Annotated in this window: 20 protein-coding genes, 2 pseudogenes and 1 riboswitch; of the genes and pseudogenes, 15 read left to right on the plus strand and 7 right to left on the minus strand. The window is 67.2% G+C overall.

The annotated features are described in order from the left end of the window. Positions 1-4 precede the first annotated feature (4 nt). Genes ACFYP3_RS01520 through ACFYP3_RS01530 form a run of 3 tightly spaced genes read left to right on the plus strand, consistent with a single transcriptional unit; the run spans position 5 to position 4451 of the window. Complete coding sequence (locus ACFYP3_RS01520; protein ID WP_388824948.1) at positions 5-1720, plus strand: hypothetical protein; 1716 nt, start codon at positions 5-7, stop codon at positions 1718-1720. Further along, positions 1717-3930, plus strand: coding sequence for a hypothetical protein (locus tag ACFYP3_RS01525; RefSeq protein ID WP_388824951.1), 2214 nt, complete (start codon positions 1717-1719; stop codon positions 3928-3930). The genes ACFYP3_RS01520 and ACFYP3_RS01525 overlap by 4 nt, the downstream gene beginning before the upstream one ends. Then, positions 3927-4451 carry a hypothetical protein gene (locus ACFYP3_RS01530; protein WP_388824954.1) on the plus strand — a complete coding sequence of 175 codons (525 nt, stop codon included), beginning with the start codon at positions 3927-3929 and terminating at the stop codon, positions 4449-4451. The genes ACFYP3_RS01525 and ACFYP3_RS01530 overlap by 4 nt, the downstream gene beginning before the upstream one ends. A 172-nt stretch (positions 4452-4623) precedes the next feature. On the opposite strand, the gene ACFYP3_RS01535 is transcribed toward ACFYP3_RS01530, so the two are convergent. Further along, positions 4624-4851 carry a hypothetical protein gene (locus ACFYP3_RS01535; RefSeq protein ID WP_388825249.1) on the minus strand — a complete coding sequence of 76 codons (228 nt, stop codon included), beginning with the start codon at positions 4849-4851 and terminating at the stop codon, positions 4624-4626. Here ACFYP3_RS01535 and ACFYP3_RS01540 point away from each other — a divergent pair. Then, positions 4796-5500 carry a transposase gene (locus ACFYP3_RS01540; protein ID WP_388825234.1) on the plus strand — a complete coding sequence of 235 codons (705 nt, stop codon included), beginning with the start codon at positions 4796-4798 and terminating at the stop codon, positions 5498-5500. The genes ACFYP3_RS01535 and ACFYP3_RS01540 overlap by 56 nt on opposite strands. Here ACFYP3_RS01540 and ACFYP3_RS01545 read toward each other — a convergent pair. The 5 genes from ACFYP3_RS01545 to ACFYP3_RS01565 all read right to left on the minus strand — a co-directional run bounded on the left by ACFYP3_RS01545 (position 5472) and on the right by ACFYP3_RS01565 (position 11199). Beyond that, entirely contained in the window at positions 5472-7037 is a 1566-nt protein-coding gene (locus ACFYP3_RS01545) for an ISL3 family transposase (protein ID WP_388824957.1), read from the minus strand. The two genes, ACFYP3_RS01540 and ACFYP3_RS01545, sit on opposite strands and share 29 nt — an antisense overlap. Before the next feature lie 562 nt (positions 7038-7599). Next, positions 7600-8796, minus strand: coding sequence for an MFS transporter (locus ACFYP3_RS01550; RefSeq protein ID WP_388824960.1), 1197 nt, complete (start codon positions 8794-8796; stop codon positions 7600-7602). Positions 8797-8856: 60 nt separating this feature from the next. Then, positions 8857-9747, minus strand: coding sequence for a hypothetical protein (locus tag ACFYP3_RS01555; protein WP_388824963.1), 891 nt, complete (start codon positions 9745-9747; stop codon positions 8857-8859). After that, complete coding sequence (locus ACFYP3_RS01560; protein ID WP_388824965.1) at positions 9734-10066, minus strand: hypothetical protein; 333 nt, start codon at positions 10064-10066, stop codon at positions 9734-9736. The genes ACFYP3_RS01555 and ACFYP3_RS01560 overlap by 14 nt, the downstream gene beginning before the upstream one ends. A 23-nt stretch (positions 10067-10089) precedes the next feature. After that, on the minus strand, positions 10090-11199 hold the full coding sequence (locus ACFYP3_RS01565) for a hypothetical protein (RefSeq protein ID WP_388824968.1): 1110 nt from the start codon (positions 11197-11199) through the stop codon (positions 10090-10092). A 563-nt stretch (positions 11200-11762) separates the two neighbouring features. Between ACFYP3_RS01565 and ACFYP3_RS01570 the strand changes: the two genes are divergently transcribed. The 4 genes and pseudogenes from ACFYP3_RS01570 (at position 11763) to ACFYP3_RS01585 (ending at position 15548) form a co-directional block, all read left to right on the plus strand. Then, on the plus strand, positions 11763-12629 hold the full coding sequence (locus ACFYP3_RS01570; protein ID WP_388824971.1) for a GNAT family N-acetyltransferase: 867 nt from the start codon (positions 11763-11765) through the stop codon (positions 12627-12629). Positions 12630-12986: 357 nt separating this feature from the next. Further along, positions 12987-13892: pseudogene (gene dprA, locus ACFYP3_RS01575) on the plus strand (DNA-processing protein DprA); the annotation flags it as partial. A gap of 209 nt (positions 13893-14101) precedes the next feature. Further along, on the plus strand, positions 14102-14938 hold the full coding sequence (gene whiG / locus ACFYP3_RS01580; RefSeq protein ID WP_388824974.1) for an RNA polymerase sigma factor WhiG: 837 nt from the start codon (positions 14102-14104) through the stop codon (positions 14936-14938). Between the two features lie 52 nt (positions 14939-14990). Next, complete coding sequence (locus tag ACFYP3_RS01585; protein WP_388825237.1) at positions 14991-15548, plus strand: TetR/AcrR family transcriptional regulator; 558 nt, start codon at positions 14991-14993, stop codon at positions 15546-15548. A gap of 233 nt (positions 15549-15781) precedes the next feature. Here ACFYP3_RS01585 and ACFYP3_RS01590 read toward each other — a convergent pair. Next, positions 15782-16402, minus strand: a pseudogene (locus ACFYP3_RS01590) (M23 family metallopeptidase); the annotation flags it as partial. Between ACFYP3_RS01590 and rpsB the strand changes: the two are divergent. The 7 genes from rpsB (at position 16401) to ACFYP3_RS01625 (ending at position 23468) form a co-directional block, all read left to right on the plus strand. Then, complete coding sequence (gene rpsB, locus ACFYP3_RS01595) at positions 16401-17252, plus strand: 30S ribosomal protein S2 (protein ID WP_388824977.1); 852 nt, start codon at positions 16401-16403, stop codon at positions 17250-17252. The pseudogene ACFYP3_RS01590 and the gene rpsB overlap by 2 nt on opposite strands. Positions 17253-17387: 135 nt before the next feature. After that, positions 17388-18224 (plus strand): translation elongation factor Ts, encoded by an 837-nt coding sequence (tsf, locus tag ACFYP3_RS01600; protein WP_030708563.1) that lies wholly within the window; start codon positions 17388-17390, stop codon positions 18222-18224. Positions 18225-18386: 162 nt separating this feature from the next. Then, a complete protein-coding gene (pyrH, locus tag ACFYP3_RS01605) occupies positions 18387-19166 on the plus strand; it encodes a UMP kinase (RefSeq protein ID WP_052872354.1) in 780 nt (259 codons plus the stop codon). Between the two features lie 85 nt (positions 19167-19251). After that, positions 19252-19809, plus strand: a complete 558-nt coding sequence (gene frr / locus ACFYP3_RS01610) for a ribosome recycling factor (protein ID WP_031144133.1) — start codon at positions 19252-19254, stop codon at positions 19807-19809. Further along, positions 19809-20882: a phosphatidate cytidylyltransferase gene (locus ACFYP3_RS01615; protein WP_388824981.1), complete on the plus strand. Its 1074-nt coding sequence runs from the start codon at positions 19809-19811 to the stop codon at positions 20880-20882. The genes frr and ACFYP3_RS01615 overlap by 1 nt, the downstream gene beginning before the upstream one ends. 128 nt (positions 20883-21010) lie before the next feature. Further along, positions 21011-22123 (plus strand): 23S rRNA (adenine(2503)-C(2))-methyltransferase RlmN, encoded by a 1113-nt coding sequence (rlmN, locus tag ACFYP3_RS01620; RefSeq protein WP_388824984.1) that lies wholly within the window; start codon positions 21011-21013, stop codon positions 22121-22123. 58 nt (positions 22124-22181) lie between these two features. After that, a riboswitch (TPP riboswitch) is annotated at positions 22182-22291 on the plus strand. 85 nt (positions 22292-22376) lie between these two features. Next, the gene (locus ACFYP3_RS01625) at positions 22377-23468 is read left to right on the plus strand and encodes a thiamine ABC transporter substrate binding subunit (protein ID WP_388824987.1); all 1092 of its coding nucleotides are present in this window, start codon (positions 22377-22379) and stop codon (positions 23466-23468) included. Positions 23469-23485: the final 17 nt, after the last annotated feature.

The following is a 23485-nucleotide window of genomic DNA, read 5'->3' on the forward strand; positions in this document are numbered from 1 at the left end:
CGGGTTGATCGTCCGGCCCGTCAACCAGGGTGGCTTGTCGCTGGGCGTCTACAACTTCACTGACGCCCCCGGGCCCGAGCAGATGAAGCGTGAGCTCGTGGCCGCCTTCGCCGCCCGAGGCTTGCGGCACTGGGGCAGTGAGGACACCTACCACACCCGGGCCAAAGGGCTGAAGACGTTCATAGCCTGGGCGGCGGAACTCGACCCCCCGATCGCCTCGATGGCCCAGTTCACCGTTTCCCACTGGAAGCAGTGGCGGCTGACGGGCGGCGTCGACCGGGCCACCGTCGGTGTCCTGCTCGGAGAGATCGGGGCGCTGCCGGAGGCGACGAGGGCCGCAGTCACCGCCCGCATCCGGCGCAAGAAGCCGGCGATCAAGACCGGGTACTCCCGAGCGGAGCTGAAGGCGATCCGGTCCGCGGCGGCCAAGACCGTCAGGACGGCCCGTCTGCGGATCGCGGACAACGTCACGCTGCTGGAACGGTGGCGGGCCGGTGCCGCGGACTTGGAGGACGAGGACGCTCGGTGGGGCGAGCTGCTGGACCACATGGCCCGCACGGCCGACGCCCCGCGCCTGCCTTGTGGGCAGATGCCGGACCGCGTCAAGAAGGTGATCGTGAAGGAGGGCTTCGGCCGGGCGATATCCCGGCTGTTCCCGACGCCCACCGAGATGGGGGCTGCCGCGATCCTGCTGGCCTGCCACGAAGCGTGGAACATGTCGGTGCTGGAGAAGATGGAGATCCCCACGTACTGGCCGAACGCGGACCAGAACGCCGATGAGCCGGCAGTCCACCACGTTGCCACCGACAAGCCCCGCCGCCGGGGACGGCGCCACAACACCAACAACCTGGTCAACGTCGGTGAAGGCAGTGCGGGCCAGGCCATGCAACAGGTCCTCGACATGTCCGCTCAGGCACGGGCGACCCTGGACCAGCTGGGGACGCCTTCTATGTCGCTGTTCCTGTCCCGCCGGATCACACCTGGTGCAGCGAAGGACCCTGGGCTGTTCACCGACGGCCGCGGACTGGATTGGGCGATCAGAGCCTGGGCCCGCCAGCAGGAAGCAGGCGATCCGGACTTCCCTACAGGGGTGGCCACGAGCACCGTCCGCCATGCGGTCCAGGTCATCCACGGCGGACCGCGCAACAACACCGAGACCGTCCACCGCGACGCCTACCTCATGCAGGACCAAGGGGTACGCGACGATGCCGCCGACATCGTCGCCGAGGCCCTGAGCGCCGCCGTTGCCCAAGCCCGAGCCCAGGTGCAGATGCGTGTGATCGTCGAAGACGACGGCAGCGGGGACCCGGATGCCCAGGAGATCGCCGAGCGGGCCGGGATCGGAACCGAGACCGCCCAGGGAGTCGTCAGCGGACTCCTGGACACCCCGGTCGCCGCCTGCACGGATTTCGAGCACAGCCCCTTCACCGCGTCGGGTCCGTGCTCGGTGTCCTTCCTCTTGTGCTTCGCCTGCCCGAACGCCCTGGCTACAGGGCGGCACCTGCCGCGAATCATCTACCTCCACCGAGCCCTGGAAGCCCAGCGCTCGGTGGCAAGCGCGTCCGCCTGGCTCCAGGACTGGGCCGCCCACCATGCCCGGGTCGCCGACCTGCTGGACACGCACTGTCCCGTCGACGCCCGCCCCGCGTTGTTGGCCACGCTCAGCGACCATGACCGCAACCTCGTCGACCGCATGCTCGAAAGGAGGCTCGACCCGTGATCCGTGAAGCAACTGCACCTTTGTTCGCTGGCATCAGGCTGGTGAACCCGTCACACGACACGCCGGTCATCCCGGCCGGGCGGCTTCGGCCGGGCATCGACCTTGCACGCGTCTCCGTGTTCGGTGACCGGCGCTGGACCTTGTCGGACATGGAACACAAGCAGACCGGTGAGACCAAGTTCCTTGACTGGGACACCTTCCCGGAGGCCTTCCAGGAGTCGTTGCGGCGCATCGGATGGGCCGTGATCAACATCGAGACCCCGGACGTGTTGCTGCGACGCGCCCGCACGACGTCCCGCCCCTTGATAGCGGCCGGGACGGTCCACCACGCGGCGAAGGCCTGGCGGGAGTTCACGCGCTGGCTGGTCCAGCGGCAGGTGACTGCCTTCGACCAGGTCGACCGCGCCGTCATGGAGGACTTCGCCGCCATGATCGCCGCGAAGGGCAGGACGTATGCCCACGACAGGAACGTCCTGCTCGCGATTACCCGGATCTGGGCCTACGCGCCGTTTCTGCTGCCGCAGGACCGGCTGGTGATGCCCCCGTGGGACGACCCCGGTGCTGAGCTCACGGACTTCCTCGGCGAGAACGATGGCGGCCGGGGAGAGAACACGACGGAGGTGATCCACCCGGCGACCATGTCACCTCTCCTGGTCTGGTCCCTGCGTATCGTCACCGATCTGGCGCCGGACATCCTGGCTGCCATCGCGGAACACCAGCGTCTGCTGGCCCGTATCCCGGCCTCAGTGGCGGGGCCGGCCAGAGACGTGCTGGAACGATATTTCGCGGACCTGCGTGAGACGGGCCGGCCGATCCCGGTCTACGCCGCCCCCGACGCCGCACGCCGCGCGAAGGCCACGCTGGCCCGCACCGGCCACGATCAGGGGCAGCGGCCGGGAGTGAACCAGACGTACATCGCAGGCACGCTGGGCATCCACAGGACGCAGGTCGCCAACTTCATGCGTGATCACCCAGAGGCGTGGGCGGACCTGGAGTTCGGCAGTGGCGTGTTCTTGGACATCCCGGTGACTGGCCGGATCGACGGCGAGCGGTGGACGGACGGCATCGACTTCGCCGAGGTCAAGGATCTGACCCTGCACCTGGTCACTGCCTCTCTTGTGGTCATAGCGTATTTGTCCGGAATGCGGCAGGAAGAAGTCCTCCATCTGGAGCGTGGATGCGCCCACCGTGAGACACGCGGGGACGGCACCATCCGCTACCGCGTCAACGGGCGGCACTTCAAGGGTGTCACCGACGAGGACGGCAACACCGTCCCCGAGGGCGAGATGAGACCCGAGCCATGGACCGTGATCGAGCTGGTCCACCGCGCCATCGAGGCAGTCGAGCAGGCACACGACGAGACCCTGCTGTTCCCCTCCAGCATCAGCAAGCAGCGCCGGCCTTCGGCGCATCATGGCGAGGCGATCCGGACCGGCTGGGTGAAGGACCGGATCGGCTACCTGATGGCCTGGGCGAACGGGCTGGCCGCCGCCCATGGGCGGGATCACGAGGTGATCCCGCCCGATCCCCAGGACAGATTGACGCTGGGGCGGTTTCGCAGAACGGTCGCGTGGTTCATCTACCGGCGGCCGGGCGGGCGCATCGCCCTGGGGCTTCAGTACGGCCACGTCGGCTCCTCCATGGGAGAGTCGTACGGGAGCCGCACCAAGTTCGACATGCTCAGCGTCCTGGACTTCGAGGAGAGCCTGGCGGTCGCCGAGACCCTGGCCGAGGCGGGCGACCGGCTGGAGGCCGGGGAAGGGGTCAGCGGCCCGGCCTCCAGCCGCTATCTGTCCGCCGCCCAGGAATTCCGGGCGCGCTACGGGGGCGGCTTCCTCACTCGGCGCCAGCACACCGCGCTGAAGGCCAACCCTCGGTTGCGTGTCTACGAGAGCGAGAACGCACTCCTGACCTGCAACTTGGACCCCTTCAAGGCGCTGTGCGATCCGGATCTCGGCCGGGGGAACGGCTTGCGGACCCCGAGCTTCAACCGCTGCAACCCGGCCTGCACGAACATCTCGCGGACCGACACCCATATCGAGCGTGCGCAAGCGGAGAAGCAACAACTGGCCGAAGAACTCGCCGACGGATTGAATCCGCAGCCCGTGGCCCTGCGCCTGGAGCAACGGATCGAAAAGCTCGACCTGATCATCGAGTCGCACGAGGCGACACGTCGCCAGCCCACCCTGACCGCTGAGGAGTGCGAATGACCCAGATGCAGTCCACCACCGAGGCCGCCGCGCTGGCGGCCATCGGGGAGCCGTTGTCGGCGGGTATCGCCAAGACCGTCGGGGCTGTGCTGGCCCAGGTCTCGGCAGTGGCCACACCGGGCAGCCCACAGGATGCGGCGGAGATCCAGGCGATCACGGACGCGATGGTCCGCTTGCTGGTCGGGGTCCCCCTGCGGTCCGATGGCCAGCTGACGGTGAAGTCCCTGGCCGAAGAGGCGGGGCTACGGCGCAACAAGCTCACCCACAAGCACACCGGTCTCAAGGATCTGTTCTATGCCCTGATCAGGGCCCAGGACGTCCGGCCGAAGGTCGCTGATGGGCTGAAGGAGACCAACGACGAGCTCTCGGTGCGGCTCAAGAAGGTCCGCGAAGAACGCGATCAGCTCCAGGCACAGGTCAAGCAGCTGGTTCGCGTCGTTCAGGTGCTGGAGGTGGAGAACCACCAGCTGAGGGAGTCTGCCGGCCAGAACGGGGTGGTGAGGGTCTTGCGTCGGCATTGACCGGGGGCAAGGTGGATCGGTAGGAACCTGCGGCTGGGCACGTTCGGTCCGTACTCGGCGGCCGGGAAGGACGGGAAGGAGTGGCGCCACACCGCAGGGACGAACCCCTACGCGATCGGGGACGTTCAGCGGTACTTCCCCCTCGAGGATGGGGAAGTACAGAGAAACGTGCTCAGGCAGCAGGCTCCAGTGCGCTCTGAGCCGCGGCGACGGCCCGCAGCCGGTTGGTCAGGGCGGCGGGGCCGAGCGTCGTCAGGGCCCACAGAGCACTGACCCGTCGGCCGGAGGCCCATATCCCGGCAGCCTCCGACACCGCCTCGTGCCCGCTGTCCTGGCGGCTGTTCCTGCCCCAGGCATGGGACCGTCCCGAGGCGGCCGGGCGGCGCGAGGCATGCCGCATCCCCGAGACCGAACACCACCGGCCGAAGTGGCAGCTCGCCCTGGACATGCTCGACGAACTCGCCGGCACCGGTCTGCGGCCCGCCGTGCTGGTAGCGGACTCCGGCTACGGCGCGAACGCCGGCTTCCGCCATGGCCTGGAAGACCGCGGCCTGGCCTACGTCTTGCAGGTCAGAGGTGAGATGACCGCTCACGGGCAGGACACCGAACCCGTCCAGCCCGCCTATGGCGGCCTGGGCCCGCGGCCTCTGTCCCGCTACCGCACCCGCCCGGTCTCCTTACGCGAGCACGTGCTAGCCGCGGGCCGGGACCGAGGACGGACTCTGGCCTGGCGCAAGGGCTCCAAGGCCGCGATGAGCTCGCACTTCGTGCTCCAGCGTGTCCGCCTCGCCGGCCGGCGGCCCAGACCCGCCGCCGACGGCACGATCCCACTGGTCTGGCTGATCGCCCAATGGCCCGAGGGCCACGACGAGCCGGTCAAGTACTGGATCTCCAACCTGCCCGCGAACATTCCCGCCAAGGACCTGGTCCGTCTGGCGAAAGCCCGCTGGCGGATCGAGCACGACTACCGCGAGCTGTCGACGGTCAGCGTTTTCGGCTCTGGCGATGATCACGTGACGGTCAGGGTGTCAGGAGTATTCGGAGCCTGAGGAGATCGAAGTTGGCTCTCCCATAGCACTGGCGTTTGAGGGCCTTCGCTCGTGTGACTGCTCCCTCCACGGCGCCGGAGTTGTGTTCCATGCTCAGGCCGTTGGTGACCGCGGCGAGGTCGCGGCGTAGTCCGGTGGCGAAGGTGTGGAGTGTGGGCAGGTCGTCGGCCTCGACGCGTTCGATCCATTCGGCGATTTCGGCGCCGCGTCGGCCGGTCATGATAGCGGCGAAAGAGCGCACGTGACCGTCCAGGCGGTACAGGTGCTCGCACCGTGTGAGGAGGTCTTTGATCTCGAGGGTCTCGTCGTCGTCCAGGTGGTCGGGGTGGCTGAGGATCCATCGGCTGATCTTCCGGGGCTTGGGAACCACCGGGCCTGATGGGATCGGCCGCCTTCGGACCGGGTCGGGACGGCAGCGGCTGGTTCCGGCTACCCGGAACTCGCGCAGGTAGCGGCGCACGATCTGCACGCTGCCGGTGAACCCAAGCGGCCTGATCCGCTCGGTGATCACCGAGGCGTTGGTGACGCCGGAGTTCCACAGCCCGTGGACCTGCTCGCGGTAACTATCAAGCTTGGTCACGCGGTTCTCGCACTTCACCAGTAATTCCGCCAGCGTGCTGGCGTCGGCGAACCGGCGGACCGTCTGCTGGTCCAGGTTCAGCTCACGGCCGACCGCCGCCCGCGTCATGCCAGCCGCCAAGCGGCTCTGCACCGCCTCGAAACGGTCGCGGGTTCGGATGACCAGTCGTCGCTCCGGGCGTAGTGGCAGCACGGGCTCCGGCGGGAGGACCATCGCCAGCACGGGTTCCGGGGTCAGCTCCGGTTCTGGTGTGGCCGGCTCGTTCTGGACGCGGAGGCAGTGGTAGTGGGAGTTCACGGTCTTACCGACCGCTTCGCACAGGTTTTGCCATAAATGAAAGCGATCTGCCACCTGGATGGCGTCCGGCGCGCCGGCGCGAGCGCCCTCGGCATACGCGCCTCCGCGATCACGACATACGACCTCGACGCCCGGGTGTTTGACCAGCCAGGACGCCAGCGTGGCGGCCTCGCGATCCGGCAGGACGTCAATCGGCCGGTGCGTGGCCATATCGATCAGGATGGTGTTGTAGGTGTGACGGCGGCGAATCGCGAAGTCGTCGACCCCTATTACTGTCACCGCCGGGACCTCGGGTGCCGGCTGCGCGCGGATCATCTTGATGAGCAGGTCCCGGCCGCACGGCATGCCCAGCGTCGTGGCCAGTCGCGCACCGGCCCGGCCGGCCAGCGCGAGCGCAATGGACACTAAGGCGCTCGTCAGTACCGGTGTCCTCCGCGCGAACGGCGTTGTCAAGCCCGGGACTTGCTCGCTAAAGGTCGCCAGTGCGCACGCAGGATCGTCGCACTTGAAACGGCGAACCGTCACCACGACTCTCGTCCTGCGCCCGGCCGACGGCGCGTCCGACAGCGTCCGCTGGTAGCGCCCATGAACCCGGGATGAACGCGCCCCGCACCCCGAACACCCCGCGACCTGCGCGGACGACTGCACAAAGAACGTCACGGACAACCCATCGGACTCGATCCGGTCAACGCTGACCGCTCGCAGATGGGGCAACAACAAGTCAATACTTGGAGATACGCACGCCGGTCATCCTCCCGGCTCCACGCTGATCAACGCAGCCGATCGGGCCAGGGCACGCTGAACAGGCAACGTCACGTGATCATCGCCAGAGCCGAATTACGTGATCGTCCACAACGGTGATGGCGTGAGCCGAGAACGGGCCCCGTCCAGACGCTTCATGCCGCCGGGCCCACAGACATTCGAGTTGGCGCCGATGGCGGTGGCGAGGTCGGCGAGTCGCTGCGGCCGGCCGGGCCGAGCGGACAGGTCGAGGCTGAGGATCTGGCCCTTCCCGCCAGCCGCTGCCTGGACTCCGCACCCTGTGGTCGCGGCTCGCGAGCTTTACGAGGAGCCCGGTGTCATGGTGAAGCTTTGGCCCCCAACAGCTGCTTCACCGTCGTCGGCACCCACGAATGCACTGGCGAACTGAAAACCGAGCACCCGCAAGCAGGCGCGGACACGCCCTTGCCGTACTCAGGGAAGAGTCCCATCACCGCATTGATCATGCGGACGTTTCGCTGAGTGTCCGGTCGACGAACCTGAACGTGGGAACCACAGCGGCGCAGAGGATGAAGAGCATGGCTGCGGCAGCCCAGCCAGCCACTCCGAAGTGGATCACGATGAATGAAGCGATGAGCGGCCCCACAGTTCGCTCTGCTGTAGCACTGAGGCTGTAGACGGCGAGAAATCGAGGCTGTTTGTCTACCGGTGCGAGCTCCACGGAGATCCACCAGCTGGCGGCAAGGAACCTCGTCTCTCCAAGAGTCATCACGCAGACTCCGAAGATCATTCCAGCGCCCAGCCTCCAGCTCGAGAAAAGACAGGACACACCGATGAGAGCGGTCCCCGCCGCCAGAAGGAAGCCGGCTTGAACCATGGCTCGGGCGGCGGCGCCGGTGGTTGCAATATTCCGGGAGAGGCGGGGTTGAAGGACAACTTTTATCAGGGTGTTAGCCAGAAAAGCGACTCCGACAAGACCGGCTATCACGTCCTCGCGGTCCGAGACTTGAAGTGGTACGGCCACAGTCAGCAGAGCATCAGAGAGGAGGAAGAGGGCGGACAGGCCAACGAAGGCCAGGTACCTCGGATTCGGCCACTCCCCGGCGAACACATTGCGGCGCTTCATCGCAGCCGGGGTGCCGGTGGTATCGACGGGCACCATGAGGATGGCAGCCGCAAAGAACGAGATCCCGTTAAGCGCCATGATGAGCGGATAGCCGAACGTCGGGTTGAGGGATATCGACACGGCGACGGCCAGCGCCCCCAGGCCGACTCCAGCGTTCTGGAGAGAATAACGCCATGCCATGATCTCGACTCGCCGGTCGGAAGGAAGGACCGAAGCGAGGAGGGCTTGGGACGCGGGATTGGAAAGGCGGTCTGCGATGGTTGCGACGAGGGTCACCGCCATGAACGCCGGAACCGAGTCGATCAAAAGATATGCCGAGTAAGTAACTCCTCGGAATATGTGCAGAAAAATAATGACGCTCTTGAGATCGAACCGCTCCAGGAAGGCGCTAATGGGAACGGTAGTGATCAAGGTGATGAGGGCGCAGGCCGATAGGGTAACAGCAAGAGTGTCGCCTGCTATGTGAAGGTGCAAGCTGAAATAGAGAACGGAACCCGACATGAAAGCGCCGGTTCCCGCCGCATTCACGAAAGCAGTGACCAGCAGCGACTTCACAGTCGGTGAGACGTTCATGAGGGCATTATTTCGGAACATAAGGTGGCATCCCCGGCTGCGAAGTGGAGGAGTCTTTGTCTATGCCGGCATGAAGCAGAAGTAGGTTGAAACGGTGGCTACCGAGAACGCCGTCAGCGTGCCGGGGAACATGAAGGTGAATGCTGCATGCATGAGAACGCCCACACCCAGCGCGTATGGCCAGACGCCAGGTATGAGGAGTGCCAAAGGCAAGACGGCTTCCAGTCCGATAACTGAAGTCATCGCAACCTTCACTATCCTGTCTCCGGGTTGAACCCTTGCTGTCCAGGCTTGGAACGAACGCGGGTACCATCCATCGAAGTGGTGGCGCCGGGGAGCCTCTGCGAGCGTATACCGCAAAATTGAGATGACCACCATCCCGGAGATGAATGGCGTGTTCAATTTTCTGCGCGCCCCTCCGATGTAAAGAGCACTCAGGGTCAGGGCCACCGCACTCTGGCAGAAGCGTGAACCGTGTGCGGATCGGACAATATTCAAGGCGGATTGCGGATCTCCCGCCAGAATCTTCACCACCGGGTCCCACAGCATGGGCATGTCTGGGCTGAAAACAAAGCAGCACGCCAGCAGGGTGAAGAAGTTAACGTGAAACTTGAAGTGGATGAGGCCTTCGAAGGCGAAGCAGAAAGCCAGGCCTACTGCCGCGAACCGGGGGGCGATCCCAAGGAACAATGCTGCAGAAAAGAGCAGTCGCGTGGCAAGGAAGACTCGATAGTGGAGTTTTGTCGGCATCCTTTGCCGATGCTTCAGGTGTTGGGCGCGCACCTTGAAATAGAGGTAAGTCGTAGGCTCGTAGTAGCCGGAGTAATCACGCTTGAATTCCATGGCGATCTTGATGAGGCAGGCCAGTGAGAATCCAGTTCTGGCCAGCCACGTCCCTACGGCCGAGCCATCGCCCACCATAAGGTTCATGAAAGAATCAATCGACCACACGGGAATCCTTGACAGCCAGCTGATACGTCTTCATGTCCTCACGCACCTCGACGGTTCCGCAGAGATCGGTCATGCCGTGTACCCGCGAAAGATAGAAAAGGAAAAGCTTGACATCTTGGCTGCTCATGTTCAGCTGGGTATGAGGAACGAAGTCCCAAATATTCAGGTCGGCACCGCTACTGCGACTGCGGAGCGAGAAGCTAGATATGTTGACCCCGGCGAACATGTGCCAGGTGGCAAACCCAGGCTTCCGGCGGGAAGATCGCCAGGTCAACAAGGAGAGATAGGCTGCCAGGCCTAGCAGAGCAAAATATTCCATGGTCCTGTCGGCTCCGAAACGGCTCAGGTCAGTCCGGCTTCGATTGCAGCAATTCGCTGGGCAGGAGCCAGCCCGGTAGGCCACAATTCCAATGATTTCTTGTAGCAATGGACGGCCTGCTGCGGTTCGCCCAACCTCTCCCAGCAACGGCCGGCACTGAACCAGGCAATGCGTCCGAGGGGAACCTGGAATTGAGCGGCCGTCAAGTATGCCCGCAGTGCTCCGCGTTCGTCACCGTCTTTTCTGCGCAATTCACCGACTTGTATCCATACCTTGCTGTCGATGGGATCGATCTCGGTGACGATCTCTTCCATCAGTTCCCTGCTCCGCACCTTGTTGCCGAGCGCGGCTTCGCTGCGGGAGGCGGATTCCAGAGCCGGGAACATGTTCTCCTTCGCCAACGTGCGGGTACGGTCGTCGTGCCCAGTCAGCTCGCGTGCGATCCCTAGCCACCGGTCGATGTCCGCACGCAGGTCGTCGATTCTTCCATTGAGGAAAGGCTCAAAGGCGGCAGCTCGGTAGTATCTGCTGGTCATCAGCGCTGCTTCAAACTCATCTACCTCCGGAAGGGCGATGTACTGCTGGAGCGCCGCGAATCCTCGCCCGTGCCACTTAGACAGCTCTGGAAGCTGCTTTTGGGTGGCGCTCGCCACGATGGCCAGGATGCAGAGGGAAAGTCGAGTTCGAGCATAACGCGGATCTGTGCCGCTGATCCTGAGGTACAACGCCTCGAATTCGCCCTGGGAGTCGCCGCGGCCAAGGTGGATGATGTAGTCGATGAAGACCCTCGTGTAACGCGCATAAGCGTAGTCCGGTCCGGGCAGGTCCGGCACGTCTTTGAGGAGGTGACGGGCCTCCTCCTGGAAGCCGAGGTACGAAACCGTTCGGGCCAGCAGGGCAACTTCTAGAGGATCGTCCGGGAGGTCCGCCAGGTCGTGTGCGAGGCGCTGCTTCGCAGGGCTGCCGGGAGCCGCGATCCATGCGTCGAAGTCCGCCTGAACGGAGGCGTCGGCCAGCCCAGACAGGGCCGCAGCCTTGGCCAATTCTGGGCGGAACGTAGAGATGACGGAGCGCTGAAGGTAGGGGCTCTCGAACCAGGGTTCAGCTTTCCTCGTGTAGGCGTCCCACGCCAAGCGAGGAGCATGTGTGAAAAGTGGCGCGTCCGCCGGCCTTTCCCCCATGGTGAGGTACGGGGCGAGGTTCTGCTCCAGGGAGAATACATAGGTTGGGTCTGCGGACGACGTCATCTTTTCCTCTTCTCAAAAAGATTGCCCCCTTGCCCTGACAGGGCAAGGGGGCAATCTCCTGCGTAGCCAGTTATCAGTCGAGGTGGACCGAGGCCGAAATGGCCTCCGTTCCCTCAAGGTCGGTGTAGATGTCGTCGTTGACCTGCGCCTGCTCAGCCATGACAGCCTCCCGTAATATTTAGGAAAAGACTTCCCCGAGTATCCCCCGACGGGGGCGGTTTGATCTTGACGTGAAACCTAGGGTGAGAGGTGTGTGGTGTCAACACCTTTTTGCGGAACCTTGGGGTTCTGGCGGAATCTGACGCCTCTCCAATTTGACACCTCTGTCCCGTTTGCTCCGCTCTTCGCTGTGGCGAATGTGGCTTTTTCCTGGCTCGTAAGCCGTGCGTGCGCAGCTTGAAATCTCCCTCCCCGTGGCACGCCGAGGGCAGCTTGAGTCAAGATGACGTATGGCAACTCCCAACACTTGGCAGCTCGGTTCTGACATCGACGCCTTCCTCGGCCGCGCCGAGGTCTTCCTGCATTCACGGCCGGTAGTGCACACGGTCCTACTGACCCTGACCAACGCACTGCGCGGAAGCGGGGGGACGGCGCTTGGGCCCGACGCGCCTCTCTTCGGCACGCTGAGCCGTGACGGTGAGGTGCGGGCGGCCTTCGCTCGTACACCCCAGCAGGGGCTGGTTATTACGCCGCTGTCCGCTCCCGAGGTCGCAGCTCTCGTCGCCTGCCTCCTGGGCGACGGGGAAAGCCTGCAAGGCGTGACGGGCGATCGTGAGAGCGTCGAGCAGTTCGCGGAAGCCTGGCGACAGGGCACTGGAGCCGGCGTCGTGCAGCAGCGCAGTGAGCGGCTCTACGGCCTCGACACCCTGAGAGCCACTGATCCGGCGCCTGCCGGTCGGGCTCGGGTCGCCAACTGGTCGGACCGAACTCAGCTCGTGCGCTGGGCGCAGGAGTACACCGTCGCGATCGGCGATGTCAGCGACCGTGATTTCGGGGCTTGGGCGGATGCGCGTCTTGCTTACGGTGGGGTCACGCTTTGGGAGAGCGCCGACGGCAAGCCCGTCTCAATGGCCGGCTCCTCACGCCTGATCGCGGGCCAGGTCCGCATCGCACCGGTCTACACTCCGTCCCACCTTCGCGGCCACGGATACGCGAGCGCGGTCACCGCAGCGGTGACGCAGGCTGCCCTCAACATCGGCGCGGACAACGTGCTCCTCTTTACGGACCTCGCCAACCCCATCAGCAACGCGCTTTACCAGCGCCTCGGCTACCGGCCCGTCGCGGACTTCATCAGCTGTCGCTTCTCTGCTGCGTAGCCTTGTCGTGCCACAGCGCTGTCCCGCCGCCGGGGAGAGGCGGCCAGTCGTTGGGAGACAGGCGACCCGAGTCCTGTCATGTCCTCACTCTCCTACCCCAGCCCGGTCTCGGGTAGGAGCAGAGGCGGCCCGAGGCGTAGGTGAGCGTGTGCCCGCTGAGCATGAGTGGTTCGAAGGGCATCGACGCTGGTAGAGAGGCGAGAGTGCTGCGGGGTGCAGAAGGCTCAGACCCACCGAATAGCTTGTCCCCTCTCCTTATATAGGGGTGTCGGGCTGCCAGCAGGTGCCGGCACTACTTGGGCAACCGCTGCTAGGGTCCACATGTCAGGCTGAGGCAACACGCTGAAACTGTCCCCAGAAGCGGAGTGGCCGACCCAGCTCGACGACCTCGGCGACGCCCGCCCCGTCGGGCTGTGGCTGCGGGGCCGGCCGAACCTGCGGACGTGGGCGCTGCGTTCGGTCGCCGTGGTCGGGGCCCGGGCCTGCACGCCGTACGGCGCGCACATGGCCCAGACCCTGGCCGCCGGGCTCGCCGAGCGGGGCTGGGTCGTGGTCTCCGGGGCCGCGTTCGGCATCGACGGCGCCGCCCACCGGGGGGCCCTCGCCCCGGGCGGCGCGACCGCGGCGGTACTGGCCTGCGGGGTGGACGTCGCCTACCCCCGCGGACACTCCGGGCTGCTCGACCGGATCTCCGGCCAGGGGCTGATCCTCGGGGAGCTGCCGCCCGGCAGCCACCCGACCCCCAGCCGGTTCGTGCTGCGCAACCGGGTCATCGCCGCCCTCACGCGGGGGACGGTCGTCGTGGAGGCCGCCCACCGCAGCGGTGCCCTCGTCACCGCTCGGCGGGCCCAGCAGCTGGGGCGGATCACGATGGGCATCCCGGGGCCCGCCACCAGCGCGCTCTCGGCCGGGGTGCACGAACTGCTGCGGGGCGAGGCCGCGCTCGTCACCGACGCGGCAGAGGTCGTCGAACTGGTGGGCGCCATGGGGGAGCTGGCTCCCGAGCGGCGCGGACCGGTGCTCGCCCGGGACCTGCTGGACCGCGACACCGCCCGGGTGCTCGAAGCGCTGCCGGCCGGACGCCCGGCCGACGCGGCGGAGCTGGCACTTGCCTCCGGCACCGGCACCGATGAAGTCATCGGCAGACTGTACGAACTTCACTCTCTGGGGTTCGTCGAACGGCAGGGCGACGGCTGGCAGTTGAGCAGACAAACGGCTGAAGGGGACACACAAACCCGGTCCACCCGGCGAGGCGGTCGTTGACCTGGGGAGTTCCGGTGAAAGAGTGAAACCGATGAGAGACGCGGTCTTCCCGATGGCAGCTGCCGGGAGCGTGCGCACGGCGCCGGTCCCGGGCGGCCGGTGCGAGCCGGGGCGCGTCTGTGCCCCCGCGCCATCCCGTACTCTTCGCGCACCGCGACACTTCCGTCACGCTACGCTCCCAAGGAATCCGGCTCCGGCAAAGGCGAAGCATGCCCCAGCACACCTCAGGGTCCGACCGCGCTGCGGTGCCCCCCGCTGCCCGTGGCAGCGTGCGGTCCACCGCGCCCTCGTCCCTGGAGGTGCTGTGGCGCTCGTACAAGGAATCGGGTGACGAGCGGCTGCGGGAGCAATTGATCCTGCACTACTCGCCGCTGGTGAAGTACGTCGCCGGCCGCGTCAGCGTGGGGCTGCCGCCCAATGTGGAGCAGGCCGACTTCGTCTCCTCCGGCGTCTTCGGACTGATCGACGCCATCGAGAAGTTCGACATCGACAGGTCGATCAAGTTCGAGACGTACGCGATCACCCGGATCCGCGGCGCCATGATCGACGAACTGCGGGCCCTGGACTGGATCCCCCGCTCGGTCCGGCAGAAGGCGCGGGCCGTGGAGCGGGCCTACGCCACGCTGGAGGCGCAGCTGCGGCGCACCCCGACGGAGACCGAGGTCGCCGCGGAGATGGGCATCGGGGTGGAGGACCTGCACACCGTCTTCAGCCAGTTGTCCCTCGCGAACGTGGTCGCGCTGGAGGAACTGCTGCACGTCGGCGGCGAGGGCGGCGACCGCCTCTCGCTGATGGACACCCTGGAGGACACCGCCGCCGACAACCCGGTCGAGGTGGCGGAGGACCGCGAACTGCGGCGCCTGCTGGCGCGGGCCATCAACACGCTGCCCGAGCGGGAGAAGACCGTGGTGACCCTCTACTACTACGAGGGCCTCACGCTCGCCGAGATCGGGAACGTGCTGGGCGTCACCGAGAGCCGGGTCAGCCAGATCCACACCAAGTCCGTTCTCCAGCTGCGCGCGAAGTTGGCGGATGTAGGGCGGTGAGCTTGCGACACCTCCGTAGAGTGGACGCGTGCCCAGGATTCGAGCGGCCTCCGTGGCCGAGCACCGGTCGATGCAGCGAGGCGCCCTCTTGGACGCCGCGCGTTCCCTGCTGTCCGAAGGCGGGACGGAAGCGCTGACCTTCCCCGCCCTGGCGGAGCGGACCGGGCTCGCCCGGTCCTCCGTGTACGAGTACTTCCGGTCCCGCGCGGCCGTCGTCGAAGAGCTGTGCACGGTGGACTTCCCCGTGTGGGCCGCCGAGATCGAGGCGGCGATGGAGCAGGCCCCGTCGCCTGAGGCGAAGATCGAGGCCTACGTGCGGAGCCAGTTGGGGCTGGTGGGGGACAGGCGGCACCGGGCGGTGGTGGCCATCTCCGCGAGCGAGCTGGACGCCGGGGCGCGGGAGAAGATCCGTGCGGCGCACGGCGGTCTGGTCGCGATGATCGTCGAGGCGCTGGCCGCCCTCGGGCAGCAGGAGCCCCGGCTCGCGGCGATGCTCCTCCAGGGCGTGGTGGACGCCGCCGTCCGGCGGATCGAGCTCGGGGCCGCCGAGGATCCCGCCGTGGTGACGGAGGCGGCCGTGACCATGGCGCTGCGGGGCGTGCGCGGCTGAGGCCCCCGGGGCTCCGCCCCGAAACCGTGGGGCTCCGCCCCCGGCCCCCACGGCCCGCACGTCGGCGGGGCCGAAAGACCGCCTCGGACGCCGGCCGGGCCGGGAGTGCCCGTGGCGCCGGTGGGAGCCGGATCCGGCAGGAGGCGCGGGGTCGGTCGGGGGACGAGGCTGAGCGGGTTGAGGTACGTCTCGCCCGACAGGAGGCCCCAGTGGAGGCAGGGCTGCGGACAGTGGGAGCCCTCCGTCAGGACCGCCACGACCTGGCCCGCCGTGACCTGCTCGCCTTCCGTGACCAGCGGGCGGACCGGTTCGTAGGTCGTGCGCAGGCCGTTCGAGAGGGTCAGGGAGAGCACCCCGCGGCCCGCGACCAGCCCGGCGTAGTGGACCTGCCCGGGCCCGACCGCGCGGAGCTCCGCGCCCACCGGGGCGGACAGGTCCACACCGCGGTGCCCGGCCGCGTACGGCGTCGGCGGCGGGTCCCACCAGCGGACCACCCTCAGCGGCGCGGGCAGCGGGCGGACGCCGGGTACGGGCCCGGGGGCGGTTCCCGGAAGGACCGCCTGGGCCAGGGCGAGGAACAGGCTGAGCAGCAAGGTCGTCATGGGCCGTAGCGTCCCGCGCCCGCCCGCGGCCGGGGGCGGGCCTGTGGACGGTCCGGGCACTGTGGACAACGGCGTCACCCGGCATACCGCCGGGTCCCGTACACTTCTTGTGGCGATCCGGGTCACCGGGTCGACTTCGCACGCCCCAGCACCAGCCCGAAACGGCCAGGTGGCAGCGTCTCTCGGTCCCTCATGGGGCAGGGCGCGATGGGGCGTCAGGAACCAAAACCGAGAAACCAAGGAGATGGCCATGGCCGTCGTCACGATGCGGGAGCTGCTGGAAAGCGGCGTCCACTTCGGTCACCAGACCCGTCGTTGGAACCCGAAGATGAAGCGCTTCATCTTCACGGAGCGCAACGGCATCTACATCATCGACCTGCTGCAGTCGCTGTCGTACATCGACCGCGCCTACGAGTTCGTGAAGGAGACCGTCGCGCACGGTGGCTCCATCATGTTCGTCGGTACCAAGAAGCAGGCCCAGGAGGCCATCGCCGAGCAGGCGACGCGCGTTGGTATGCCGTACGTCAACCAGCGGTGGCTGGGTGGCATGCTCACCAACTTCTCCACCGTCTACAAGCGCCTCCAGCGTCTGAAGGAGCTTGAGGCGATCGACTTCGAGGACGTCGCCGCCTCGGGTCTCACCAAGAAGGAGCTCCTGGTCCTCTCCCGCGAGAAGACCAAGCTGGAGAAGACCCTCGGTGGTATCCGCGAGATGTCGAAGGTTCCCAGCGCCGTCTGGATCGTCGACACCAAGAAGGAGCACATCGCCGTCGGTGAGGCGCGCAAGCTGCACATCCCGGTCGTCGCGATCCTCGACACCAACTGTGACCCCGACGAGGTCGACTACAAGATCCCGGGCAACGACGACGCGATCCGTTCCGTCACCCTGCTCACCCGCGTGATCGCCGACGCCGTCGCCGAGGGCCTCATCGCCCGCTCCGGCGCTGCGACCGGCGACTCGAAGCCGGGCGAGAAGGCCGCCGCCGAGCCGCTCGCCGAGTGGGAGCGCGACCTGCTCGAGGGTGACAAGAAGGCCGACGACGCCGAGGCCGCCCCGGCCGCCGAGGCTGAGGCCCCGGCCGCCGACGCCGAGCAGGCCTGACCCACTGAGAGCGCCCGGTGTTCACACGCCGGGCACTCACAGCACGGACGATGACGGCGGGGGAGCCGCGCCACGAGCGCGGCACCTCCGCCGTTCACCCGTAGATCTACGACTTCGAGAGAGAATCACAGACTCATGGCGAACTACACCGCCGCTGACGTCAAGAAGCTCCGCGAGCTCACCGGCGCCGGCATGCTGGACTGCAAGAACGCGCTCGTGGACGCCGACGGCGACGTCGACAAGGCCCAGGAAGCGCTCCGCATCAAGGGTCAGAAGGGCGTCGCCAAGCGCGAGGGCCGTTCTGCCGAGAACGGTGCGGTCGTCTCCCTCATCGCCGACGACAACACCTCCGGTGTCATCGTCGAGCTGAAGTGTGAGACCGACTTCGTCGCCAAGGGCGAGAAGTTCCTGGCCGTCGCCAACCAGCTGGCCGCCCACGTGGCCGCCACCTCCCCGGCCGACATCGAGGCGCTCCTCGCGTCCGAGATCGAGCCCGGCAAGACCGTCACCGCTTTCGTCGACGAGGCCAACGCCAACCTCGGCGAGAAGATCGTCCTGGACCGCTTCGCGCAGTTCAACGGCGGCTACGTGACGGCGTACATGCACCGCACGATGCCCGACCTGCCGTTCCAGATCGGCGTCCTGGTCGAGCTCGACAAGGAGAACGCCGAGGTCGCCCGCGGCGTCGCGCAGCACATCGCCGCGTTCGCCCCGCAGTGGCTGTCCGCCGAGGACGTCCCGGCCGAGAAGGTCGAGTCCGAGCGTCGCATCGCCGAAGAGGTCACCCGCGCGGAGGGCAAGCCCGAGGCCGCCATCGCGAAGATCGTCGAGGGTCGCGTCAACGGCTTCTTCAAGGACGCCACGCTGCTCGGCCAGGCGTACGCCCTGGACAACAAGAAGTCCGTCCAGAAGGTTCTGGACGAGGCCGGTGTCACCCTGAAGCGCTTCACCCGCATCAAGGTCGGCATCTGAGTCCGTCCGTACGCGACGGACACCGGACCCCGGTAGGGTCTGAAGCAGTCGTCCGCGCTTGCGCGAGGCGACCGCAGATCTGACGAGGAGGCCATTGCCGTAGAGGGAACCGCAAGGACCCACCGGCAATGGCCTTCTTCGTATGTGCACGAGGAGATCTCCATGAATCAGGGCGTGGACCCCCACACCGCATCCGACGACAAGAGCGACCAGGACAAGAAGGGCCGCCGCTTCATGCTGAAGCTGTCGGGCGAGGCCTTCTCCGGTGGCGGAGGACTGGGCGTCGATCCCGACGTCGTCCACGCCATCGCGCGTGAGATCGCCGCGGTGGTCCGCGACGGCGCGGAGATCGCCGTCGTGATCGGCGGCGGCAACTTCTTCCGCGGCGCCGAACTCCAGCAGCGCGGCATGGACCGGGCACGGTCCGACTACATGGGCATGCTCGGCACCGTCATGAACTGCCTCGCGCTCCAGGACTTCCTGGAGAAGGAGGGCATCGACTCCCGCGTGCAGACCGCCATCACCATGGGCCAGGTCGCGGAGCCGTACATCCCGCTGCGTGCCGTGCGCCACCTGGAGAAGGGCCGCGTCGTCATCTTCGGCGCGGGCATGGGCATGCCGTACTTCTCCACCGACACCACGGCCGCCCAGCGTGCCCTGGAGATCGACGCCGAAGCCCTGCTCATGGGCAAGAACGGCGTCGACGGGGTCTACGACTCCGACCCGAAGAAGAACCCGGACGCGGTCAAGTTCGACGCGCTGGAGTACAGCGAGGTCCTCTCCCGCGACCTCAAGGTCGCCGACGCCACCGCGATCACGCTCTGCCGCGACAACAAGCTGCCGATCCTCGTGTTCGAGCTGCTCGCCGAGGGCAATATCGCCCGCGCCGTCAAGGGTGAGAAGATCGGCACGCTCGTCAGCGACCAGGAAACCCGGGTCTGAGCGGTCCGCTGCCGGACCGAGCCCGGACCGGCCCCGCCGGCCCCGCCCGCCTGAACCATCCATTCAAGACATGCAGGAGCACGTGGTGACCGAAGAGATCCTCCTCGAGGCCGAGGAGAAGATGGAAAAGGCCGTCGTCGTCGCCAAGGAAGACTTCGCCGCGATTCGCACCGGCCGTGCGCACCCGGCGATGTTCAACAAGATCGTGGCGGACTACTACGGCGCCATCACGCCCATCAACCAGCTCGCCTCCTTCTCGGTGCCCGAGCCGCGCATGGCGATCGTGACCCCGTTCGACAAGAGCGCCCTGCGCAACATCGAGCAGGCCATCCGCGACTCCGACCTCGGCGTCAACCCGAGCAACGACGGCAGCATCATCCGGGTGACCTTCCCCGAGCTGACGCAGGACCGGCGCAAGGAGTACATCAAGGTCGCCCGCACCAAGGCCGAGGACTCCAAGGTCTCGATCCGCGCCGTGCGCCGCAAGGCGAAGGACGCCCTCGACAAGCTCGTCAAGGACAAGGAAGCCGGCGAGGACGAGGTCCGTCGCGCGGAGAAGGAGCTCGACGACACCACCGCGAAGTACGTCGCGCAGGTGGACGAGCTCCTCAAGCACAAGGAAGCCGAGCTCCTCGAAGTCTGATGAACGACACTTCCTGGCAGCCGGAGCCGGTTCCGGCGGGTCCCGCATACGATGCGCAGGTGGGCCCGCACACTCGGCCCATGCCCATCGTGCCCGATGCCGCCGGCCGTGACTTCGACGACCGGGAAGCACGCGATCGGGGGGCCGCCCCGGACGGCGGCCCCCTCTTCCGCGCCGATACGCCGCCGCAGGAGCCCATGCCCAGCCCTCCGCCTCCGCATGCCCCGCAGCCGCAGGACGCCTCGCCGCCGCCGAAGAAGCGCGCGGGCCGGGATCTGCGCGCCGCCATAGGGGTCGGCGTCGGTCTCGGCGCGGTGATCTTCGCCTCGCTGCTGATCGTCAAGGCGGTCTTCGTCGGCGTCATCGTCGTCGCGGTCGTCGTGGGCCTGTGGGAGCTCACCTCCCGGCTCCAGGAGAAGAAGGGCATCAAGGCCCCGCTGGTCCCGCTCGCGGTCGGCGGCGCCGCCATGGTCATCGCCGGGTACGTCCGGGGGGCCGAGGGCGCCTGGGTCGCCATGGCCCTGACCGTGCTGGCGGTCCTGGTGTGGCGGATGACCGAACCACCCGAGGACTACCTCAAGGACGTCACGGCGGGCGCCTTCGCGGCGTTTTACGTGCCCTTCCTGGCCACCTTCGTCGCGATGCTGCTCACCGCCGACGACGGCCCCCAGCGCGTGATCACCTTCCTGCTCCTGACCGTGGTCAGCGACACCGGGGCCTACGCGGTCGGCTGGCGCTTCGGGAAGACCAAGCTCGCGCCGCGCATCAGCCCCGGAAAGACCCGCGAGGGGCTCTTCGGCGCGGTGGCCTTCGCGATGGCGGCCGGCGCGCTGTGCATGGAGTTCCTGATCGACGGCGGCGTCTGGTGGCAGGGCCTCCTGCTCGGCCTCGCGGTCGCGGTCAGCGCCACCCTGGGCGACCTGGGCGAATCCATGATCAAGCGGGACCTGGGCATCAAGGACATGGGCACCCTCCTTCCGGGCCACGGCGGCATCATGGACCGGCTCGATTCGCTGCTGCCGACCGCCCCGGTGGTGTGGCTGCTGCTGGCGGCCTTCGTGGGTACGGGCTGAGCCCTCCTGCCGACGCCTTCGCGGACCCCGGCTGACCTGCGAAAAGGCGGTGTGACACGCCGGGCGGTTACTCTTGGAGGGCGCGCTGCTTCTGCGGCGCGCCTTTCGTCTTACAAGGAGTACCTGCCATGGCCCGCCCCGTTCCGGGAGAGCTCACCTTCGTCGCCCCTCGCGGGGCCAAGAAGCCGCCCCGGCACCTCGCCGACATGACCCCGGCCGAGCGCCGCGAGGCGGTCGCCGCGATCGGCGAGAAGCCGTTCCGGGCCAAGCAGCTCTCCCAGCACTACTTCGCGCGCTACGCCCACGACCCGGCCGAGTGGACCGACATCCCGGCGGCCTCGCGGGAGAAGCTCCAGCAGGAGCTGCTGCCGGACCTGATGAGCGTCATCCGGCACATCTCGTGCGACGACGACACCACCCGCAAGACCCTGTGGAAGCTGCACGACGGCACGCTCGTCGAGTCCGTGCTGATGCGCTACCCCGACCGGGTCACCATGTGCATCTCCTCGCAGGCCGGCTGCGGCATGAACTGCCCGTTCTGCGCCACCGGGCAGGCCGGCCTCGACCGCAACCTGTCCACCGCCGAGATCGTGCACCAGATCGTCGACGGCATGCGCGCGCTGCGCGACGGCGAGGTCCCCGGCGGCCCGGCACGGCTGTCGAACATCGTCTTCATGGGCATGGGCGAGCCGCTCGCCAACTACAACCGCGTGGTCGGCGCCATCCGCCGGCTCACCGACCCCGAGCCCGACGGCCTGGGCCTGTCGCAGCGCGGCATCACCGTCTCCACCGTCGGCCTGGTCCCGGCCATGCTGCGGTTCGCCGACGAGGGCTTCAAGTGCCGTCTCGCCGTCTCGCTGCACGCGCCCGACGACGAGCTGCGCGACACGCTGGTCCCGGTGAACACCCGCTGGAACGTCCGCGAGGTGCTCGGCGCGGCCTGGGAGTACGCGGAGAAGTCCGGCCGCCGGATCTCCATCGAGTACGCCCTGATCCGCAACATCAACGACCAGGCCTGGCGTGGCGACCTGCTGGGCAAGCTGCTCAAGGGCAAGCGCGTCCACGTCAACCTGATCCCGCTGAACCCCACGCCCGGCTCGAAGTGGACCGCCTCGCGGCCCGAGGACGAGAAGGCCTTCGTCGAGGCCATCGCCCGCCACGGCGTACCCGTGACCGTACGGGACACCCGCGGCCAGGAGATCGACGGCGCGTGCGGCCAGCTCGCGGCCTCGGAGCGCTAGGTTCCGGTCAGCGGAGGCCCTATTCGGCCACGGGGTACCCTGTGGCCGAACCAATTTCATATTCCGACAGGGGAGCGCCACAGCGCTGAGAGTGCGGTATCCGTCATCCGCAGACCCTCTGAACCTCGCCCCGGTCATTCGGGGTAGGAAGTTCGGTCACCACTCAAGCTGTTGCGCCCTGCCCGGCGTCCGCTCCCACAGAGCGCCGGGCAGGGCCGCGTCTTCTCCTGGACATCCCAGGAGGAATTCACCAGTGAGCACCACCAAGAAGATCGCGGGCGCCGCGCTCGCGGCCGCGCTGGGCGTGACCACGCTGAGCGCGTGCGGCGACTCCGGCGACTCCGGCGGCAAGTCCGCCGGCACGACCGACAAGACCGTCACGCTCGTCTCCCACGACTCCTTCAACGTGACCGACACGGTCCTGAAGGAGTTCGAGCAGCAGAGCGGCTACACCGTCAAGGTGCTCAAGTCCGGCGACGCCGGCGCCGCCCTGAACCAGGAGATCCTCACCAAGGGCTCCCCGCGCGGCGACGTGTTCTTCGGCGTGGACAACACCCTGCTCTCGCGCGCCCTCGACAACGGCATCTTCACGGCGTACGAGGCCAAGGGCCTGGACACGGTCAAGCCGGAGTACGTGCTCGACAAGGAGCACCGGGTCACCCCGATCGACTCCGGCGACATCTGCGTCAACTACGACAAGGCCTACTTCGCCGACAAGAAGATCGCCCCGCCGCAGACGCTGGACGACCTGGTCAAGCCCGAGTACAAGAACCTGCTGGTCACCGAGAACGCCGCGACCTCCTCGCCCGGCCTCGGCTTCCTGCTCGCCTCCGTCGGCAAGTACGGCGAGGACGGCTGGAAGGACTACTGGAGCAAGCTCAAGGCCAACGGCGTCGAGGTCGTCGACGGCTGGGAGCAGGCCTACAACGAGCGGTTCTCCGGCTCCGCGGGCGGCAAGAAGGCCAAGGGCGACCGCCCGCTGGTCGTCTCCTACGCCTCCAGCCCGCCGGTCGAGGTGCTGTACGGCGAGCCGCAGCCGGCCGAGGCCCCGACGGGCGTCGCCACCGGCACCTGCTTCCGCCAGGTCGAGTTCGCGGGCCTGCTCAAGGGAGCGAAGAACGAGGCGGGCGGCAAGGCCCTGCTGGACTTCCTGATCAGCAAGAAGTTCCAGGAGGACATGCCGCTCCAGATGTTCGTGAACCCGGTCACGAAGGACGCCGCCCTGCCGGAGCTGTTCACGAAGCACGGAGTGGTGGTCGAGAAGCCCGAGAGCGTGGCTCCCGAGACCATCGCCAAGAACCGTGAGCAGTGGGTCAAGGCATGGACCTCGCTCGTCGTGAAGTAGGCGGTGCCAAAGGGTCG

The organism is Streptomyces sp. NPDC005533, from assembly GCF_042871845.1.
Taxonomy (GTDB): domain Bacteria; phylum Actinomycetota; class Actinomycetes; order Streptomycetales; family Streptomycetaceae; genus Streptomyces.

Bases quoted from the DNA above. Each gene is read 5' to 3' on its own strand.
- tsf (WP_030708563.1), top strand. From the start codon at position 17,388: ATGGCGAACTACACCGCCGCTGACGTCAAGAAGCTCCGCGAGCTCACC.
- ACFYP3_RS01550 (WP_388824960.1), bottom strand. From the start codon at position 8,796: ATGAACGTCTCACCGACTGTGAAGTCGCTGCTGGTCACTGCTTTCGTG.
- whiG (WP_388824974.1), top strand. From the start codon at position 14,102: ATGCCCCAGCACACCTCAGGGTCCGACCGCGCTGCGGTGCCCCCCGCT.
- rlmN (WP_388824984.1), top strand. From the start codon at position 21,011: ATGGCCCGCCCCGTTCCGGGAGAGCTCACCTTCGTCGCCCCTCGCGGG.
- ACFYP3_RS01535 (WP_388825249.1), bottom strand. From the start codon at position 4,851: ATGCGGCATGCCTCGCGCCGCCCGGCCGCCTCGGGACGGTCCCATGCC.
- ACFYP3_RS01615 (WP_388824981.1), top strand. From the start codon at position 19,809: ATGAACGACACTTCCTGGCAGCCGGAGCCGGTTCCGGCGGGTCCCGCA.
- rpsB (WP_388824977.1), top strand. From the start codon at position 16,401: ATGGCCGTCGTCACGATGCGGGAGCTGCTGGAAAGCGGCGTCCACTTC.
- pyrH (WP_052872354.1), top strand. From the start codon at position 18,387: ATGAATCAGGGCGTGGACCCCCACACCGCATCCGACGACAAGAGCGAC.
- ACFYP3_RS01560 (WP_388824965.1), bottom strand. From the start codon at position 10,066: ATGGAATATTTTGCTCTGCTAGGCCTGGCAGCCTATCTCTCCTTGTTG.
- ACFYP3_RS01530 (WP_388824954.1), top strand. From the start codon at position 3,927: ATGACCCAGATGCAGTCCACCACCGAGGCCGCCGCGCTGGCGGCCATC.
- ACFYP3_RS01570 (WP_388824971.1), top strand. From the start codon at position 11,763: ATGGCAACTCCCAACACTTGGCAGCTCGGTTCTGACATCGACGCCTTC.